This is a genomic window from Anabaena sp. UHCC 0399, from assembly GCF_034931465.1.
Taxonomy (GTDB): domain Bacteria; phylum Cyanobacteriota; class Cyanobacteriia; order Cyanobacteriales; family Nostocaceae; genus Trichormus; species Trichormus minutissimus.
Map to the genome: position 1 here is coordinate 1 of NZ_JAYGGZ010000078.1, position 20,065 is coordinate 20,065.

At 40.9% G+C, this 20,065-nt stretch carries 10 protein-coding genes; 5 read left to right on the plus strand and 5 right to left on the minus strand.

Annotated elements, in window-relative coordinates; translation table 11 throughout:
- Positions 1-519 precede the first annotated feature (519 nt).
- Complete coding sequence (gene gyrA / locus VB693_RS27200) at positions 520-3,138, plus strand: DNA gyrase subunit A (protein ID WP_323268962.1); 2,619 nt, start codon at positions 520-522, stop codon at positions 3,136-3,138.
- Entirely contained in the window at positions 3,135-4,787 is a 1,653-nt protein-coding gene (gene lnt / locus VB693_RS27205; protein WP_323268963.1) for an apolipoprotein N-acyltransferase, read from the plus strand. Before gyrA ends, lnt begins: the two co-directional genes overlap by 4 nt.
- Before the next feature lie 196 nt (positions 4,788-4,983).
- Here the strand turns inward: lnt and VB693_RS27210 are convergent, their stop codons facing one another.
- A complete protein-coding gene (locus tag VB693_RS27210; protein ID WP_323268964.1) occupies positions 4,984-10,632 on the minus strand; it encodes an AAA family ATPase in 5,649 nt (1,882 codons plus the stop codon).
- Positions 10,633-11,542: 910 nt separating this feature from the next.
- Here VB693_RS27210 and VB693_RS27215 point away from each other — a divergent pair.
- A complete protein-coding gene (locus VB693_RS27215; RefSeq protein WP_323268965.1) occupies positions 11,543-12,286 on the plus strand; it encodes a hypothetical protein in 744 nt (247 codons plus the stop codon).
- A gap of 59 nt (positions 12,287-12,345) precedes the next feature.
- Here VB693_RS27215 and VB693_RS27220 read toward each other — a convergent pair whose 3' ends face one another.
- The 4 genes from VB693_RS27220 to VB693_RS27235 form a co-directional block, all read right to left on the minus strand.
- Complete coding sequence (locus VB693_RS27220; RefSeq protein WP_323268966.1) at positions 12,346-13,317, minus strand: molybdopterin-dependent oxidoreductase; 972 nt, start codon at positions 13,315-13,317, stop codon at positions 12,346-12,348.
- A gap of 323 nt (positions 13,318-13,640) precedes the next feature.
- The gene (locus tag VB693_RS27225) at positions 13,641-16,355 is read right to left on the minus strand and encodes a GAF domain-containing protein (protein WP_323268967.1); all 2,715 of its coding nucleotides are present in this window, start codon (positions 16,353-16,355) and stop codon (positions 13,641-13,643) included.
- A gap of 489 nt (positions 16,356-16,844) precedes the next feature.
- Positions 16,845-17,336: an NADAR family protein gene (locus tag VB693_RS27230; protein ID WP_323268968.1), complete on the minus strand. Its 492-nt coding sequence runs from the start codon at positions 17,334-17,336 to the stop codon at positions 16,845-16,847.
- A 15-nt stretch (positions 17,337-17,351) separates the two neighbouring features.
- Complete coding sequence (locus tag VB693_RS27235; RefSeq protein ID WP_323268969.1) at positions 17,352-17,618, minus strand: hypothetical protein; 267 nt, start codon at positions 17,616-17,618, stop codon at positions 17,352-17,354.
- 153 nt (positions 17,619-17,771) lie between these two features.
- Between VB693_RS27235 and VB693_RS27240 the strand changes: the two genes are divergently transcribed.
- A complete protein-coding gene (locus VB693_RS27240) occupies positions 17,772-18,629 on the plus strand; it encodes a hypothetical protein (protein ID WP_323268970.1) in 858 nt (285 codons plus the stop codon).
- 150 nt (positions 18,630-18,779) lie between these two features.
- A partial coding sequence (locus tag VB693_RS27245; RefSeq protein WP_323268971.1) for a protein kinase domain-containing protein occupies positions 18,780-20,065 on the plus strand: 1,286 nt, incomplete at its 3' end.

Consider the following 20,065-nt stretch of genomic DNA (forward strand, 5'->3'; position numbering starts at 1 on the left):
GGGATTCGCCTTTTCAGCTTGACTCGGAACAGTTTCCTTATTCATAACATTGCCTCAAACATACACGCACCAGCTTAAACATTAGTGCTACTAGGGCGACACTGTCTAAGGTCTTATAAGCTGCACATCAATAAGCACAAATTTGCTACTATCAAAATTTACTAATTTTAGTCTTTTTACGCCCACTCTTTTTACTAGTTTAATTGTTTTTTTATTGCCCCAAAAGTTACCTTAATATCTTCTCAACCCAAGTTATGACAGACTCTTTGGTAAATTCGAAATTAAGAATTTACAAACAAAAAACTCTTTCAATTTTTAATTGAAATTAAATGAAGCTAATTAACTACATCTCAACAGTATTTCTGGCACGAAAGATGGGTTAGCACCCTCGGCAGACCAAGACAAGATTGTGTTAGAATTGTATCAAAATATGGCAATTATTCAAGAGAAATTTGGCATAATTTTGCGCTTTGTCAAGTACGAAGGCTAAAATCTAAGTTTTTTGGAGTTTTTTAGTTTATGACAACCTCACAGGAGAGGATTATCCCGACGGATCTGCGGAATGAAATGTCCCGGTCTTATCTGGAATACGCCATGAGTGTGATCGTGGGCAGGGCGTTACCAGATGCCAGGGATGGTCTCAAACCTGTGCATCGCCGCATCCTCTTTGCTATGCACGAGTTAGGGCTAACCCACGATCGCCCGTTTAGAAAGTGCGCCCGTGTAGTCGGGGAAGTGTTGGGTAAATATCACCCCCACGGCGATACGGCAGTATATGATGCGTTGGTGCGGATGGCGCAGGATTTTTCCATGCGATCGCCCTTAATTAATGGGCATGGTAACTTTGGTTCAGTAGATAACGATCCGCCGGCGGCGATGCGTTATACTGAATGCCGCTTGCAAGCTTTAACAAGTGCTTCCCTGCTGCAAGATATTGAATCAGAAACCGTTGATTTTATTGATACATTTGACGGTTCTCAACAAGAACCCACCGTTTTACCCTCACGGATTCCCCAATTACTTCTGAATGGTTCTTCGGGGATTGCGGTGGGTATGGCTACCAACATTCCCCCCCACAATTTAGGCGAACTAATTGATGGGTTGGTAGAAGTGATTCGCAACCCCGAAATCACTGATTTGGAGTTAATGCAGTATGTCCCAGGGCCAGACTTCCCCACGGGGGCGCAAATTCTGGGGACAGCCGCGATTAAAGAGGCTTACACCACAGGCCGTGGTTCAATTACCATGCGTGGTGTCGCCAACATTGAAACCATTGAACAGCGAGGCCGTCCCGACAGGGAAGCCATCATCATCACCGAATTACCCTATCAAACCAACAAAGCGGCGTTAATTGAAAAAATTGCCGAGTTGGTGAATGACAAGCGCATCGACGGAATTGCAGATATTCGGGATGAAAGCGATCGCGACGGGATGCGCATCGTCATCGAACTCAAGCGTGATGCTTATCCTCGCGTGGTGTTAAATAACCTCTATAAACAAACACCACTGCAAGCCAACTTTGGCGCGAATATGTTGGCCTTGGTGAATGGCGAACCCCAAATCCTCAGCCTGAAGCAGTTCTTTAATGTCTTCCTAGATTTCCGCATCGAAGCGATTACAAGACGCACACGTTACGAATTGCGAAAAGCGGAAGAACGTGATCACCTTTTACAAGGTTTATTAATTGCTCTATCCCAACTAGATGCAATTATTAACTTAATTCGTCACGCGCCCGATGCACCTACAGCTAAAGGTGAGTTAATCACCACCTATGGACTTTCGGAAGTGCAAGCCGACGCGATTTTACAAATGCAGCTACGGCGATTAACTGCCCTAGAAGCCGATAAAATCCGTCTAGAACATGAAGACTTACAGACACGGATTGCCGACTTACAGGATATTTTGGCACGGCGGGAACGGATTCTAGAAATCATTGAAACCGAAATCAGCCAAATCAAAACCAGCTTTGCTACACCCCGGCGCACCGTTATCACCCACGCCGAAGGGGAAATAGACGAACGCGATTTGATTGCTAATGAAAAAGCTCTAATTCTGGTGACAGAACAAGGCTACATCAAACGGATGCCAGTTAACACCTTTGAGGCGCAAAGCCGTGCTACCAGAGGTAAAGCCGGCGCGAAGGTGAAAGATGATGACAACATTGAGCATTTCTTAACTTGCTGTGATCATGACAGCATATTATTCTTTAGCGATCGCGGTGTCGTCTACTGTCTCAAAGCCTATCAAATCCCCGTGGGTTCTCGCACCAGTCGAGGTACACCCATTGTCCAGTTACTACCCATTCCCAGAGAAGAAAAAATTACTTCGATTGTCCCTGTGGATGAGTTTAGCAGTGAAGAATATCTGGTGATGCTGACCAAAGGCGGCAATATTAAGAAAACCGTATTAGCAGCTTTTAGCCATATTCGCGCCAATGGTTTGATTGCAATTTCCTTAGAAGAAGGCGATCAACTGCGCTGGGTACGTCGCGCCAGAGTCGAAGACAGCGTCATCATCGGTTCTCGTCACGGAATGGCAATTCATTTTAGATGTAACCATGAACAACTGCGTCCTTTAGGTAGAGCAACTCGTGGGGTAAAATCCATGAAACTCAAAAAAGGTGATGAACTCGTCGGGATGGATATTCTACCGGCGGCGATTCTAGAGACTTTAGATACTGAGGAAGTGGATACTGAAGAAATCGAAACCATCGAAGAAGTAGAAACTACCGAAGAAATCGAAATCGCAGAAGTTGCCGGTAACGTCAGCGTTGGCCCTTGGGTGTTAGTCATCACAATGGGAGGATACGGTAAGCGCGTTCCAGTCGCCCAATTCCGCCTACAAAATCGGGCTGGACAAGGCTTGATGGCGACTAAATTCAAAAACCGCAAAACCAAAGACAAGTTAGCAACTTTAGGTATTGTCAACAGTGACAATGAAATCATGATGGTAACAAGTCGCGGTATCATCATTCGGCAAGCGGTGAATGCAATTTCTATCCAATCCCGTTCTGCAACTGGGGTGAGAGTGCAACGCCTCGACGAAGATGATGTAATTAATGGAGTAGCGATCGTTCCTCCTGATACAGCCGATACAGCCGATACAGGCGACATAGCCGAGACAGAAGAGGTGGAATGAAGTCAAAAGTCAAAAGTCAAAAGGCAAAAGAAATTTTCCCTTTTGTACTCTACCTTTTACTTGCTCTTACCAGTGGGGTTGTAATGGGGTTAACCGTCGCCCCTGTGGGTGCATGGTTCTTGGCTTGGGTAGCCCTCGCCCCCCTCTGGGTAATGGTTGTAGAAAAAAGTCAAAATTTAGAGGGTAGAAGAAACAAGTTCTTTCTTTTACCTTTTTCCTTTTACCTTTTGCCTTTACTCTGGGGTATCGGTTATCACGGTGTCGCCTTATTCTGGATTACTGGCATTCATCCGATGGATTGGTTGGGTGTACCTTGGTGGCCGAGTTTAGCGATCGCCTTTTTTTGTTTATCATTCATTAGCCTCTGGGGGGGAATTTTTGTCACGATTTGGGCAGGTACAATGACCTACAGTCGGTCTACGACCATCGCCTGTCTGAATCTGCAAAAATCGCTACCACGTATCCTAATTGGCACAGCAATTTGGTGCGCTTTAGAAAGCCTGTGGAGTGCTGGCCCCTTGTGGTGGAGTTCTCTAGCCTACACCCAGAGTCCGCACAATCTCGTAATTTTACACCTAGGGCAACTATCGGGGCCAAATACCGTCACTGCTGCTATTGTCGCCATCAATGGTTTCATTGCTGAAGCATGGATTAATTACCAGCAACCCAGAACTTCTTCCCATCCCTCACGATTAATCAATAAATATTTAGCAGTCGCCACAGGTTTATTAATTACCCTGCACCTGATTGGTTTTTTATTATATACTCGCCCCATCGCCCAACCTCCAACCGCCGCCTTGCAGGTTGGGATTATTCAGGGAAATATTCCCAACAAAATTAAACTACTTCCCGAAGGAGTCCAACGCGCCCTTAGAGGTTACACCGAGGGATATTTAACCTTAGTTAATCAAGGCGTTGATGCTGTTTTGACTCCAGAAGGAGCAATGCCTTTTTTTGACAAAGATTTAGCAGTTACGCCCCTAGTCTCAGCCATAGAAGATAAAGGCGTAATTGCTTGGGTTGGGGCTTTTGGGAGAAAGGGACGCAGCTACACCAACAGTTTATTTACAGTCAACGGCCAAGGTGAACTTACCAGCCGCTACGATAAATCCAAGTTAGTACCTTTGGGTGAATACATTCCTTTTGAGGAAATTTTAGGTGCGATTATTCAGCGTTTATCACCACTAGATGAACACCAAGTGCATGGTTCACCCCATCAAACTTTTGATACTCCCTTTGGTCGGGCAATTGTCGGGATTTGTTACGAATCAGCATTTCCCGAAGTATTTCGCCGACAAGCAGCAGCAGGCGGGGAATTTATCCTCAGTGCTTCCAACGATGCCCATTACAGTGCTGCCATGCCATTCCAACACCATGCCCAGGATATCATGCGAGCAATTGAGACTGATAGATGGTCAGTCAGGGCAACCAACACCGGATATTCAGCCTTTGTTAATCCCCACGGTAAAACCCTGTGGATATCTGGATATAATACCTACGAAACCCAAGCTGCAACTATCTATCGACGACAGACCAAAACTTTATATGTGCGTTGGGGTGATTGGTTGACACCATTATTATTAGGGTTGGCATTAATAGCATTTGCCTACCTGTGGAAATCTAGACAATTAAACATATACCCAAAATAGTCATGTAGAGACGCAATACTTGTCGATTAAGCTAAAAACATTACATCAGGTAGGTTGGGTTGACATTAGGAAACCCAACATTTACAGACTTTTGTTGGGTTGCGCTGTCGCTTAACCCAACCTACAAAAACTCTTAACCGAACAGTATTGTGTAGAGACGCGACAAACCGCGTCTGACAAGACCAATCATAAAAAACTAAGTTAAGGGAATTAAAAGCGAAAATTCTGTCCCTTGTCCTAGTTCAGATATTACACTTAGTTGTCCCCCATGCTTTTCAACAATAGAATAGCTAATCGATAGTCCTAAGCCCGTCCCTTCACCAACAGGTTTTGTTGTAAAGAATGGGTCAAATAAACGCTGTTTCACCTCCTCAGACATCCCGACTCCATTATCTATAATTTGGATGATGACTGCATTAGAATTAAACATTTTAGTAGAAATTTGAATTGTGGGAATTTTTGTTTGTTTATCTTCATTACTAATTACTCCTGCTTTTTTTGGAAATAATAAATCTAAAGCATCAATAGCATTATTCAGAATATTCATAAATACCTGATTTATCTGACTGGCATAGCAATTAACTTCTGGTAAATTTGCATATTTTTTAATCACATTTATTTCGGGACGATGTGGTTTTTGTTCTAGACGATGATGCAAGATTAATAAAGTGCTTTCCATGCCTTCGTGAAGGTTGACAGATTTCATGTCGGATTCATCCAAACGCGCGAAATTGCGGAGAGAAAGGACAATCTGACGAATGCGATCTGCCCCTACTTTCATTGATTCCAGCATTTTTGTTAGGTCTAATTTGAGGAAGTTTAAATCTATTGTCTCTAGTTCTTCTTCAATCTCCAGAAACGGTTGAGGATAGTAGTGGTGATACAGGTTGACTATGTGTAACATCTGTTGCAAATACTCATTAGCATGAGTGAGATTGCCATAGATGAAATTAATAGGGTTATTAATTTCATGGGCAATACCTGCCATCATTTGTCCCAACGAAGACATTTTTTCAGTTTGAATCAGTTGGGTTTGCGTATGTTGAAGTTTGTCTAAAGTTTCCGACAGATGTTGATTTTTCTCATGCAACTCTTGAGTTCTCTGCTGTACCTTATGCTCTAAGCTATGGCTATACTCTTCAAGTTGGGATTTTGCCAAAGCGAGATTGTTATACAGTATGGCATTTTGCAGCGAGATGGCAGCTTGTGCTGTGAGCAGATGCAAAACCTCAAGACGTTGTTGAGTAAAAGCTCCAGTTGTTAAACTGTTTTCCAGATATAAAATACCAATAAGCTTGCCACGATTGTGAATAGGCGTACATAGCAAGCTTTTCGGTTGCTCTTCCATAATGTAGGGATCATTGGCGAAGGTGATTTCTATACGTGCATCATCTAGTACAAGAGTTTCGCAAGTACGTGAGACATAGTTCACCACTGCTTTGGGAACATCTTGACTGTCCGAAAGAGGAAGAGAGTGCAGGTTGATTACACCAAGGTTTTTACTCAATTGCTTCTCTGAGTGGAGACTCTGATTAGTTTCATTGGCAATACCCGTTTCTATGGTTGCTTTGCTGCTTTTCTGTGCTGCAACCACCCAATTATCTTCTTGAAGCAGCAAGAGTACGGATTTTTCAGCCCCGGCATTTTCGATTACAACCTGCATGAGAGCCGTCAGCAGCTTTTCTAATTCAATTTCTCCAGCCAGTGCATGAGAGGCTTTGATGACGGTGGCTAAATCTAAAGCTTCAGTGACACTGGAACTGCTATGTCCCAATCCAACCGTTGTAATTCGGTTGCAGCTTGAAGAACTAGGTTCTTGTTGCTGATAGATTCCCGCTAACAATTGAGGATATTGGTTTTCCAAATGCTTGACTTTAGCTACCGCTCCCCAGTTGAGGTAACAGTAATAGGCATTTGCTAGATATATTTGAGCGATACCTGCGGCGGGCAAAGCCAACGCCTCTTTGTTCCATTCTCGATAAAATCGAGCAGCCAGTTCATTAGCTAGGGCTTCTTCCTGGAGGTAGCCATTGAGTTTTGCTCCAGTAATTGCACGCTCATAGAGATCCACTGCCTGCCCCATTTGTTTCAAAACACGGCATTGTTCTGCTTTTACTAGTTCAAATTTGTGCAAATAATTCATGGGTGCATGGTGCGCCCATGTCTGCATTTTGCTCTGGTTTTCTGTGACTCGCTCTAACAACCTTTCTGGCTGAGAAACTGTAGCTTGGGAATACTCTGCCAAAGCTGTCAGTGAATCATAGAAATAAAATATCGGTACAGTAGCATAACCCGTGCCTGCAACTAGATATTCTCTAGCTTGAGCGGCTGTTTCTACTGCTTGAGGGAGGTTTTCAAATAGATAACAGAGAATCAATTTGTGCAACGAGAAATAGTGCAGCCCAGTAAACTCTTTGGCATTAATTAATTGAGTCACAAATTCTGCTTCGTTCAGTGCCTCGCCTTGGAGGTTACAAAGGTTTTCAGCCTTGCCAAGCAAATTCAAAACTGCTTGCCAGAAGATTCGACAGTAGTTGAGGGTTGTGCCTTGGTTACAATTTTCCAAAACATGAGTGTAAGCCCGCATTTCTTGCTCTAATGAGTTCAACTCTCGACCCATGAAATAAGAATACTGGCAGATTTCTTTTGTATTGAAGCCTACGTAGTATAAGTTTCCAGTTTCCAAGGCAATCTTGTAGCCCTCCAGCATCAACTGTAAGGATTTTTGTAGAGGAGATTTCAAATAGGTGATAAAAGCACCTACGACATAAAATACTGTGGGTTTGATATCGCTAATATTAAATTTATTCGTTAGTGCCAAAGCCAGATTGCCCACTTGATCGGCTGTTTCAATATCCTGAAGAATTCCGTTTAACAAAATGCCATAACAGGCATAACAAAAGGCAGAAAATGGGGCATTGCCGTACTGAATTGATGCTTTAATTTGGGACAGGATGAGTAAAGGAAACAGATTTGGTTCGGAAATATAAACGGCTGGAGCAACATTAGCCACAATTCGGCTAATTGCTAGCTTGTCTGTTGCTGTCATGAGAGGTAAGTCAACCAATTGGGCAATTTCATGTCCGGCAATCAAGGCAGCGATTTCCTCAAGGGCTTGCTGAATATCTTGGGGGGTGGGTATATCTGGAAAAACCAAGCCAAACTGACTCATTCCTTGCCGAGCGATCGCGATCGCTCGCAGCACATCATTTTGGGCTGTATATGCCTGGATTTTAGTTTCGTAAATGCTAACTTGATCCAGTGGAGTTTTAGCTTGCTCCATCACAGTTTGGGCTAATTCCTCCATCTGACCATACGCACCGCAAAGGTAAGCAGCATCTGCGGCTAATTCGTGCAATGCCAAAGCTAAATCATATTGGCTTTGCCAGCAGTCGGCTCTCAATAAACTAATCCCAGTGGTCAAATACTCGATTGCTACCCAGTAAGCTGTAGAAGACTTGGCTTTTTGCCCTGCCAGTAGGTTGAGTTGTGCCAAGCGATCGCGATCGCCCTGGGCTGTAATTAGTTCTACCCCGATATTGAGTTGGTTGACAATTTCAAAAATGACTTCTTCTAGCTTAGTTTCTAAGGTATTGCTTAACAGTTGTTGACCAACTTTGAGGTGCATTGCGGCTTTCTGATTTGCCGGAATTAATGAATAAGCAGCTTGTTGAACGCGATCGTGGAGAAATTTGTAACTAATAGTTATTGAGCCTTTACCATTTGTGATTTGCGGGTTGTTCTCACAGGATAAGAAACTAGTGTTGATAGCCGACTCATTCTGAAAAAATTTATACCCTTCCCCATTAGGTAAAATTAATTCTTCCTTCAGGGCTGGCCAAAGAGCCAATACAGTCTCTGTTACAGATTTTTCATACACTACAGACAGCGTTTCTAAATCAAATTCATTGCCGACACAGGCAGCCAATTTGAGAATATGCTGAGTCTGCGGTGGTAATTTATGGAGTTGCAGTGTGACAAACTCGACAACATCTTGTGTAAAAGAAAGTGTTCGGATTTGAGCCATATCACACTGCCAATTTCCTGTTCTAGCCGCAAACGTTATCAGCCCATCTTCATGCAGCGATTTGAGAAATTGATTAGTAAAAAATGGGTTGCCTTTAGTCTTTTGATACACTAGATTTGTAATAGCCAGTGCTTGTTCTGGCGAATATTTCAGTGTATCTGCAATCATCTCATTGAGTTCAGTCTGAGTGAGCAAAGAAAGGACAATGTTATTGACTATAATCCTCTCTTGACGCATCTCCTCAATGGTCAACATCAGGGGGTGCGCGGCACTTACTTCATTATCTCGATATGCTCCAATTACGAGCAAATAAGTGTTTCTAGCTTCACTCATCAACAGGTGCATCAGCTTTAAAGAGCCGGAATCTGCCCACTGTAAGTCATCCAGGAAAATGACGAGGGGATGTTCATGAGTTGTAAATACTTGAATGAATTTCTGAAATAGCAGATTGAAGCGGCTTTGAACAGCACTGCCAGATAATTCAGGGACAGCAGGCTGTTGACCAATAATGCGTTCGAGTTCTGGAATTACCTCAATAATTACCTGGCCACTCTCACCTAATGTGGCTAAAATGTTGCTCTTCCAGTGTTCAATTTGAGCATCACTTTCTGTCAGCAATTGTGTCATTAAGTCTCGAAATGCTTGCACCAATGCTAAAAAAGGGATATTACGATTAAATTGATCGAATTTGCCTTTAATAAAATATCCTCGCTGGCGGGTAATGGGTTTGTGAACTTCGTTGACAATTGCCGTTTTACCAATGCCAGAAGAACCTGCTATCAGCATTAATTCCGATGTTCCCTGACTCACGCGCTCAAAACTTGCTAGTAGCTTTGCAACTGCTACTTCGCGACCATAAAGTTTTTCAGGAATGACAAAGCGATCGCAAACATCTTTTTGCCCTAGTGGGAACTGTAGAATATTGCCGCTTTCTTTTAATTCATACAAACAAATTTCTAGATCATGCTTTAGTCCTAATGCACTCTGATAGCGGTTTTCAGCATTCTTCGCCATCAATTTATTGACGATTGCTGACAGTTGGGGAGGAATAGCAGGATTAAGATGATGAACAGCTGTTGGTTGTTTTGCTATGTGGCAATGCACTAATTCCATCAAATCATGAGATTGAAATGGTAATTGTCCCGTTAATAGTTCATAGAAAGTGACTCCAAGGGAATAGAAGTCAGTGCGGTAATCTATCCCTCGGTTCATGCGCCCTGTTTGTTCGGGGGAAAGATAGGCGAGAGTTCCTTCTAAAACAGTCGGGCTGGTTGAAAGTTGGGTTTCTCTGGTTAATAACGAAGCAATGCTAAAGTCGATGAGTCGCACTTGCTTGGTAGTGGGATGAATCAGAATATTCGCTGGCTTGATATCCTTGTGGATAATTTGATAATGGTAGAGATCAGCCAGGATATCGGCAAGCGCGATCGCCATTTGTAAAAACTCAATCAAGAAATCAGGATGTACAGATAAGGAATTTTCCTGATTATCCGTTTGATTGAATACTTTTCTTCTTAAAGCAGTGTACTCCTTCAAAGAAATTCCACCAAAGTCCTCCAAAATCAGGGCAAGTCGATTTTGAAAATTTTCTAGACTATATATCCGAACCACACCAGGGACATTTAAAATATTTGTAATTGCGTACTGATTTTTGAATTGAGCCAATTCAATGGGGCTGGGATAGGCACTTTTAAGGAGTTTAATCACAATTGGGGTTTGATCCGATTCTCGCCAACCTCGGTAAACCAGAGTGCGGGTACTAGTATAAATAAGTTCACCAATGCGATAGCCAGGAATATCAATTCGATTCTCTACCATAAAAGTTATTACTGCATAAATAATCTGAGTGTATTTTTCCCCAATCCACCCACTTGATCACAATTTATTCATCAATATTTCTGGTACTGCGAGTTTTGGTGACAGCAGCTAGCGTTCGTATACACTAGCTGCGCTAACTCTTAGTTCACTCAACACTCAGCACTGAGTTTGATAAATTTTTGTAGTTTTGCCGTCGCAGCTTGTAAGTACCGGGTTTTATTTATTGCGTTTTTATACAAATACTTATAGTCGTATTATCTCGTAGTTTTTTCCAGAAATCAAAGATGATTTATATAGGAATCCTATATATAGCAGTTAAAGCCAAAAATCATAGAAGATTTACGTAGTTCAATTTTTAGAAAAATACTTTAATAGAAACAAAAAATACTGAGAAAATTACCATATTAAATATAAAAGAACCGTAGATTAACCAATTTACAAGCCAGAGACAGAATTAATAAGATAGTTGAAGCTAATTTATATGACTAGCTAAATTGATGAGTGACTCATAAGCTAGATAATCATCAAAAAGGAGAAGTATTTATCAACTCATGAAATATTAAATCAATGAACAGTTCTCACAGTTTAAATTGGGGTATTTGACCCCACTGAAACACTCCGATTGTATTCTTAAAGGACTCTGAATCCCAACGGACAGCTATTCTTTAATTATGCTGATAACTTTTGATAATGCTATCTATTCAATCCACATTTTGAATTGAATAAATGTTGAACAAGATGGGCGAACAATAAGAGAAAATATTTACCGCAGTTTACTTCTCTTCTAAGGGAGAGCTTGTATCCACGGGAAATCACATTGCATTTGCTAGACCCTTTTATCTGAGAGTGGTATACCAACTGGACAAACAAGTTGGTTATTTATCCATTGTCTATCTTTAGGAGCATTAAAATGAAATCAATTCTTGAGTTGATCGAAAAAAAGAATCAGGAATATGCCCAGTTGCCGTTCTTTCAGTATATGGAAGACGAGACAATTGACCCCCGGCAGAGGTTGGCATTTGCACCTGTAATTGCTCCACTGGCAATGGAGTTCAGTGAGTTGTGCAAAAGAGTTCTCAGAGATGAGCCAACGACCAATTACATTCAAGATATGGTCAACGTGCATACCCACGAAGAGCATTTCCATTGGCAATGGTTATTGGAAGACATGGAAAAGATGGGCATTGACTATCCTATGCGGTTTAGCGATGCGGTGCGATTCATTTGGAGTGAGCATACTAAGGTTTCCCGTTCCATGTTTCCTCTGTTCGAGCGGTATACTCATGGAGCGCATCCGATTATCAAATTAGTTGCCATAGAAGTCTCTGAAGTAACAGCAAATGTCTTTTTCCGTTCAACTATGTCTGCGGCACTGCAACTGCAAGAAACAATGGGAGCAGAGTTTCGTTATTTTGGAATGCGGCACAACCATATAGAAAATACTCACACTCTCCATACTCCTGCTTCTCTGCAAGTAATGGCAGAGATTGAAGTGCCAGAGGAGATTTATCAGCAAATACTAGAATTTATTGATGTAGCGTTTGAGTATTTTACCGACTTGATCAATGAGTTTCATGCTTATATTACAACTCATTCCTGTCAAGAACCCTTTGCTAGAGTTTATCAGTCAGAGCGATCGCTAAATCCTGTCTAAGCTATCTCTGCATTTTTTCATAGATCATGCGATGGAGGAGGGGGATTTTGCTCTCTCCTCTATTTACTGTTCACTGATTTAACCGTAATTACTACTGCATAAACAGCATTACGTTCTTCCTGAATTGGTTGAATTGCCCCATTACAGTCAGTGGCGCGACTCATCAAGTTATATTGTCCTGGCGTTGATGGAGTCCATTGAAACGTGAATCTTTGCCAGGCATATTGCAACCGCGCTTCAACTTCGGCAGCTTGCCAAGTAATGCCGTCATCCGTACTAATATCAACTGACTGGATGCCATTGAATGCCCAAGCCCAGCCCCAAAGTGTTTGAGGTTGAAGATTTAATACCTCATTTTGGTGGGGATGAACAATTACAGACTCCGGCGCAACTTCCCAAACGGGTTTTAAAGTTGCAGTATCCTCTCCCACTCGATCATTATAGAAGGTCGTTGTAAAAATTCCTGGCGATCGCCTATCTGTGACATAAATATGCGAGAGCCATTTCACCGAGTTAGTGCCATAGTAACCTGGAACAACAAGCCGTAACGGGAAACCCCGCTCTGCCGATAAAGGTTTTCCGTTTAGCTTATACGCCAGTAGCACATCATTATCTAATGCTTTTTCGATAGGAATATCCTTCATATAGGAATCACTAGCAACTCCCTCATAAACACCGTGATCAAGCCCTACGAACCAGACATAATGTGCTTGAGGTTTAACTTGCAATCGATGAAGAATTTTGCCTAGAGAAACTCCTCCCCATGTAACATTACTGATAAGTCTTGTCGGGATTTTTGGTTGGAGTGGATTGCCGGAACATTGGTGAAAAACGGTTAATTCACGATACTCTAGATTCAGCAAATTCTCATACGAAAATTCAATACTTTGCTCTATTAATCCCGAAATTTTTAACCTCCATTGAGCAATATCAATATTGGGAATTCCTAAATGACTGAGGACAAATAGATGGTTTTCAGGAGTAATAAAAGACTCAAGATTATGAACACATAATGGAAACTTTGCAATCATTCCCACATGACTCATGCTCTTTTTCTGGAAAGAATCATCTAACTCATTCATTTGATCAATAAGTAAGGTTAATAGTATTATATTCGAGTTTGTCAAGTTACAAAAGCTTAATTAAATGTAAGACCTCTCTCCAAACCTCTCCCCTTACAACATGACAAAGAAACAGATTTTTCAAACATCCTCTTAGACCTCCTGAAAGATCCCTATTAAATTTTAGGACTTACGCACAAATTACGGAATGAGGTTCGCGTAGCGCATACCACAGAGACGCAGAGAACACGGATAAATAAGGGTTTGAGAGAGTTTTTGTGTAAGTCCTGAATTTACCTAGTAAGTTTAATAGGGATCTCAATCCAAAACTCTGTACCCATGCCAACTTCTGAGACACAATCTATAGTCCCACCGTGTTTTTCAACAACAATCTGGTAGCTGATAGCTAGTCCTAATCCTGTACCCTTACCTACTGATTTAGTAGTAAAAAATGGGTCAAAAATCCGGTTTTTCAATTCTTGATTCATACCTAGCCCATTATCTGCGATGCGAATCAACAAACGGGAATTATCTAGAGATATTTGAGTCGAAATACAAATTTCTGGTTTAATCGATTTATTTTCTAACTCCTGTTCTTCTAGAGCATCAATGGCATTAGATATAATATTCATAAAGACTTGATTCATCTTTCCGGCGTAGCATTCTACTAATGGTAAATCGCCATAGTCTTTGATGACTTTAATCCCAGAAAAATCAGGATTCGCTTTGAGACGATGCTGCAAAATCAATAAAGTATTATTTATACCTTCATGGATATTAACTAACTTATTTTCAGATTCATCTAGCCGGGAAAAATTGCGTAATGATAAAACTATAGACCGGATACGCTCTGCACCTACCTGCATAGAAGAGATAATTTTAGGCAAGTCTTCTATAACAAAATCTAAATCTATGCCTTCTAGTGCTTGAGAAATTTCATTATGGGGTTGAGGATAGTAACTTTGATAGAGTGCTAAAAGTTCTAATAATTGTTGAGTATATTCATTAGCATGGCAGAGGTTGCCGTGAATAAAGTTGACAGGGTTGTTAATTTCATGGGCTATACCTGCTACTAATTGTCCCAAACTAGACATTTTTTCATTTTGAATCAGTTTTGTTTGAGTTTCTTGTAATTGTATCAAAGTCTTTTCTAACTGTGCCGCTTGAGCTTTCGCTGCATTTCCGGCTAGACACCTTTGTTCGTAAAGTTCTGCTTGATAAATAGCGATCGCAGCTTGATCTGCTAACTGTTGTAATAAATCTATTTCTGCCTCTTGCCAATCTCTAGGTGCATCACATTGATGAGCAATGAGTAATCCCCAAAGTTTTTGCCCCATATTAATGGGAACAATTAGGTTAGCTTGTACTTGCAAACTCTGCAAAAAATCTTGATGACAAGCACTCAAAGAAGCAGTGGCAATATTATTAATTGCTCTCACACTGTTCTGAGAATAAAGATCAGTATATTCGTCAGGTAAGCACCCCAATGGCATTTTTAATCCTAAAACTGAATCCCAGTTACCATTTAGTTCTTCAACAATTACCTCACCATTAAATTCACCTAACATTTGATAAATCAATAGTCGGTCAGAATTGAGTAGGGAACGAACTTGCTCAACAATAGTTTGTAGGGTAGTTTGTAAATCTAAGGTACTGCGGATTTGCTCGGTAACTTGTTTAATTACCTTGGTAATTAAGAATGATTTCTCCAATTCGGCAGTTTGCTCTTTAACCCGACATTCTAAGTCAATGTTAAGTGTTTGTAGCTGTTGATTTGTATTTTGCTGTTGAATAGCAACCGCAAAATCAGCAGCCAAGCTTTGTCCTAGAGAAATTTCTGCTGCACTCCATTGAGGTGCTTGACCTTTTTTTTGCTCACACCACATCTCAAAAGAAATCTGCGGTAGTCGTTGGCGTTGATTATGTTCGCATCGTCCAGCCCATAAAATTTGTGTGTCCCATTCTGGGCGAAAAATACTCATGACTCCGATCAAACGTTGACGATAGTGTAGAGGCATCACCAACATTCCCCGAATCGGAGTAGACTGAAACGCAAAAGCTAAAATCTGTAAATGTGTTTCTTTGTAAAGGTCAGAAATAGCCCAAACATCACCCGGTTGGGATTTATTTATCCAATATTGCCACACGGGATGCTGTTCAATCAGACTTTTGGCTGATTCAGAAATGAGACTAGGCTGTTCACCCCAGATATATAGTTTCTCAGTTTTACCAATATAAAGTCTGCCACCTGTGCCACCTAAAATATTGATAGTTGCTTCTAGGGCTGACTGCAATTCTATGTGTGGTTGCTGATGTAAAAGTGTATTGACGTGGTTAATAATGGCTTCTCGTCGTTTTTGGGTGCGAGTTTCCGCCAAGAGGTTGCTTTGAGCGATCGCGATCGCGACTTGATCAGTAATTTGCTGAACTAATTTCAGTTCCCGCTTTAAAATAGTGCGTCGTTGACTGTGGTGTGATACCAACAATCCCCATAATTCTGGCTGTGCAGTTGGTTTTTGCAGGTCAGATAATAAAATTGGTACGACTAAAGAAGACTGCACACCCATCGCCTGTAAGTATTGTATATGGCATGAATCTACTCGGCGATAGTAGATATTTTGATTTAACTGAGTTTGTGTTTGGTCTTGTGATTTTAAGGACGATAGCCCAATTGTGCCACTAACCACATCGACAATTGAGCGTTGTTTTGCCAAGAGAAACATCTGTCTCGCCTCTAGGGGGATATCACCTGCGGGAAAATGTAACCCCAATAAAGATGGTAAACGTTGTTCATGAAGAGATTCAGCAATGACTTTGCCGTTACCATCAGGATCAAACTGATATAACATTACCCGATCTGTAGCTAAAAACTCCCGAATTTCGACAACTGTAGCGGTTAGTATTTCTTGTAGTTCTAGCGATCGCCTAATCCGGTTGGTGATCCGATATAATAAATTCTCTTGCTCGAAATTAAGTGAAAAATTACTTAACCCATCAGTAAATTGCATTACTCAGTGTACCTAACAAGATAAAATTTTTGGCCTCATCTTACCCAACATGAAACTAAAATATTTTTACCCTGAGTGGCTAATGATAGAAAGGTAAAAATTTTAATAATAATTCATCTGATTTTATCTTGTTGATCCGGTTATGAATCCAGTAAAAATATCTAAATAATACAACTTAAATGTTTTTATATTTACCAAGATATTCGCCAAAAATAGAGGTTGTCTAGTTTTTGCCTAACAGCCTCACAAAAGAGCTTTCTTGACTGTGCTAATTTTAGATGGAAAAAAAGCTGTGTTGGACGGGGTTTTCGGCTTGTAGCAAGTGACTTTTCTAGGTTGGAAAACCTGCCTACAGAACTTTTGTCTACGACACGCTACGCGAACGAAAAATCTAAAATCCAAAATTAGTTGACTGTTAGGCAAAACATCAAGCCCTATTTTTAAAGGAAAGGAAAGTATAAAATTTTTCTCCAGAGTTAGGTCATAAAATTAACCTTTTTCTCCCAAATAATCACCAGATAATACTGTTAATATTTGTAGCTGGCGGAGGTCTTCACGTACACTCATCAAAACTTTACCGAGATGATTTTGACCAGTGTTATCTGCACCACAACCCCAAAAATAATCAGTCGGTGAATTTTCTACTAAAACTTCATTCCCCGTACTCAAAAGAATCTCTCGAATATCACTATGGGTGAGAAACTTTTTCAAGACGGCTTCTCGCATAACTTGGGTTTTGACCAAATCCCAATCTAAGCGTAGTCTGCGGCTACTACATCGACCCAAAGCAGCAGCATCTTCTGGGGTTTTGGCTGCACGAATCACGGGGATAATGACGGCATCGACACTACCAACAAACTTTTGTGCTTGATAGAAATGCTCTACCGTTGACCAGTAACTACCGTGAATTTCAATACCGTGAGGAGAAAAGTTAGAAAAACAGCCGAAAGGTTGCCAAGCTTTATAAAAGTAAATGGTCATTTGAAAATTTTTTTATCAATCTATCAATTTCACTTTAGACCAACAACTGATGAAAAGTGCTGAGTTGGTCAAATTGAGAATTGGTGCGATTTGCGGCTGTTGTTCTTTTGGCAACATAGGATCGCTTGAGTTCATCCATTGCTTGGTTGTTAGAGTCATGGCGATCGCAATATCTATACTAACAGGGTGAAAACTACGCAAGCGATCGCTAACCCAATCATGTAGAGATGCGATATATCGCGTTTTAGCACCGGCTAAACGCCGCGCTACCGCTAACAGCACTCAGTAGAGAAAGGTAATATTTTTAAGATTTTATGTGGCAACCTGATCTTTTTAACCGTAAAATCGAAGACAAGCTAAAGTTCAGTAGAACAACAGCCTTAATTTATCATTCAATTAAAAAATCAGGGATAAAAAGCCATCAATACATATCAAATGGTAGATCGGATCAACGATATCGCTTGGCAAGCCCATCAAGGTAGCGTTGCGGCGATTATTCAACTATTAAACGACAACCTCACGAAGTCGGGTGTGAGAATCCGGGCTGTTTTTGCCAATGGTGTCTTACAACTGTTGTGTGAGGCTGCTAAAGTAGAGCTACTTGAGCAATCTAGCTTAGTAGGACAAATCCAGCAAATTCTTGAATCTATTGCACCGCGTAATATTCGCCGGGTAAATATCAATAGTCGTATTGTTCGGGAACAGCAATTATTGTGGTTGACAGAAATTGAGCGCGAAAATCAATTACTCTGGTCACAGGAAATTACTCTAGCTCAACCAAATGTTGTCCAGCAATTAATTCAAGATTTTCAAGCATCTCAAGAACTAGGTCAACATAATTTACCTGAGTTATCACCCCTAACTTACAAAGATAAACCCAGAAAATTACCTAAATTTAAATGGCAATCAGCATTAGCTTTCTGCTTATTGCTATCCCTAGGTTGGGTGATTTATAACCAATTTGGCGCACAACTGAAAAACTTAGTGCAGCTAGAAAATAGGAGGATCTCTGCTACAGCTAATACTAGCCAGACAAAATCAGCAGCAAGCGATAAAGCTGAAGATTCCTTTGCCGCCGCCGTGCGAATTGCTAATCAAGCTTCTGCTGCTGGTAAAACAGCTACAACTTCAACGCAATGGTTGGAACTAGCTGCTATGTGGCAAAGAGCTTCTGATTTAATGGCAGCAGTACCACCAGAATACAGTCGCTATCAAGAAGCGAAAATACGTACACAACTGTATAGAAAATATAGTGAAACAGCGCAACAAGAAGCTGCAAAGAGTAAGTTATAAATTACCCAAACTGCATGATTTTCTTAATTAATGTAAATAACTGTTACTGCAAATAATTTAAGTAACACAGAATATTTTTGTGTGTAAAAAGCCTATATACTTAAGTAGAGTCGCTTTTTAGACAGAAGTATTAAATATAAAAGTTTATCTATGAGTTATGTTACTTGTAGTAGAGGACACAAAACCTCTGCCGGATCTAACTTTTGTTCCACTTGTGGTGAATCATTACAAAACACCAGTCATAATTTAGATCCTACCTTAATTGGTATTCAACCGGGAACTAGATTCCGCGATCGCTACATATTTCGGGAACTACTAGGTCAAGGAGGATTTGGTAGAACTTATATTGCAGAAGATACCGGTCGTTTTAGTGAAAAAGTAGCCATTAAAGAGTTTATTCCTTCTGTGCAGGGAACTGGCGCACTTAATAAAGCCGTAGAGTTATTTCAGAGGGAAGCTGTCACTCTCTATCAACTACAGCATCCTCAAATACCGAGATTTTGGGAAGCTTTTCAAGAAAATTCCCGATTATTTTTAGTGGAAGACTTTATTGAGGGACGCACCTATGAATCATTATTGAATGAACGCCTCAGACAAGGGGGACGCTTCAGTGAAGCAGAAATCATGAAACTTTTTCAGGATTTGCTTCCTGTCTTAAGTTACCTCCACTCTCAAGGCGTGATTCACAGAGATATCTCTCCCGATAATATTATTCTCAGCACCAAAACAGGACTCCCAGTATTAATTGACATGGGTGCTGTTAAACAAGTAACAGTTAATGTTGCAACTAATTTACAAACAACACCAACCCCTAGAGGTACTAGTATTGGGAAGGTGGGTTATGCACCTGACGAGCAAATCAGGTTGGGAATCGTAGCTCCAAATAGCGATTTATATGCTTTGGCTGTGACAGCTATTGTTTTGATGACTGGTAAACAGCCTCAACAATTATTGGATCAATATACATTAACTTGGAAATGGGATAGGGAAATAACTGTCAGTTCCCTCATGAGTCAAGCATTAAATCGGATGTTAGCTCCAAGAGGTGATCATCGTTTCCAGTCTGCTGATGAAGTTCTATTATTTTTGGGACTGAGACAGGCAAATTCAGGTTATTCAGCACCTAATTATTCTGGAAATCCTCCAGCCAATTATCAAAATCAAGGTTACTCAACACCTAATTATTCGGGAAATCCTCCACCTAATTATCAAAATCAAGGTTACTCAACACCTAATTATTCGGGAAATTCTCCACCTAATTATCAAAATCCAGATTATTCAACGCCTACCTATTCTGGTAACTCTACACCTGCTCCAGCTAATAATTCAGGGTGTGGGCGTATTTTTGACGAATCTATTCCTGTTCCACAAGAAATTAAAGGTTGGAATTGGGGAGCTTTTTTGATGGGAGTTTTTTGGAGTATTGGTAACAAAGT

What these genes read in the sequence shown, in the direction of transcription:
- VB693_RS27230 (WP_323268968.1), bottom strand. Translation starts at nt 17,336, where the DNA reads ATGACCATTTACTTTTATAAAGCTTGGCAACCTTTCGGCTGTTTTTCT.
- VB693_RS27220 (WP_323268966.1), bottom strand. Translation starts at nt 13,317, where the DNA reads ATGATTGCAAAGTTTCCATTATGTGTTCATAATCTTGAGTCTTTTATT.
- gyrA (WP_323268962.1), top strand. Translation starts at nt 520, where the DNA reads ATGACAACCTCACAGGAGAGGATTATCCCGACGGATCTGCGGAATGAA.
- VB693_RS27240 (WP_323268970.1), top strand. Translation starts at nt 17,772, where the DNA reads ATGGTAGATCGGATCAACGATATCGCTTGGCAAGCCCATCAAGGTAGC.
- VB693_RS27210 (WP_323268964.1), bottom strand. Translation starts at nt 10,632, where the DNA reads ATGGTAGAGAATCGAATTGATATTCCTGGCTATCGCATTGGTGAACTT.
- VB693_RS27215 (WP_323268965.1), top strand. Translation starts at nt 11,543, where the DNA reads ATGAAATCAATTCTTGAGTTGATCGAAAAAAAGAATCAGGAATATGCC.
- lnt (WP_323268963.1), top strand. Translation starts at nt 3,135, where the DNA reads ATGAAGTCAAAAGTCAAAAGTCAAAAGGCAAAAGAAATTTTCCCTTTT.
- VB693_RS27225 (WP_323268967.1), bottom strand. Translation starts at nt 16,355, where the DNA reads ATGCAATTTACTGATGGGTTAAGTAATTTTTCACTTAATTTCGAGCAA.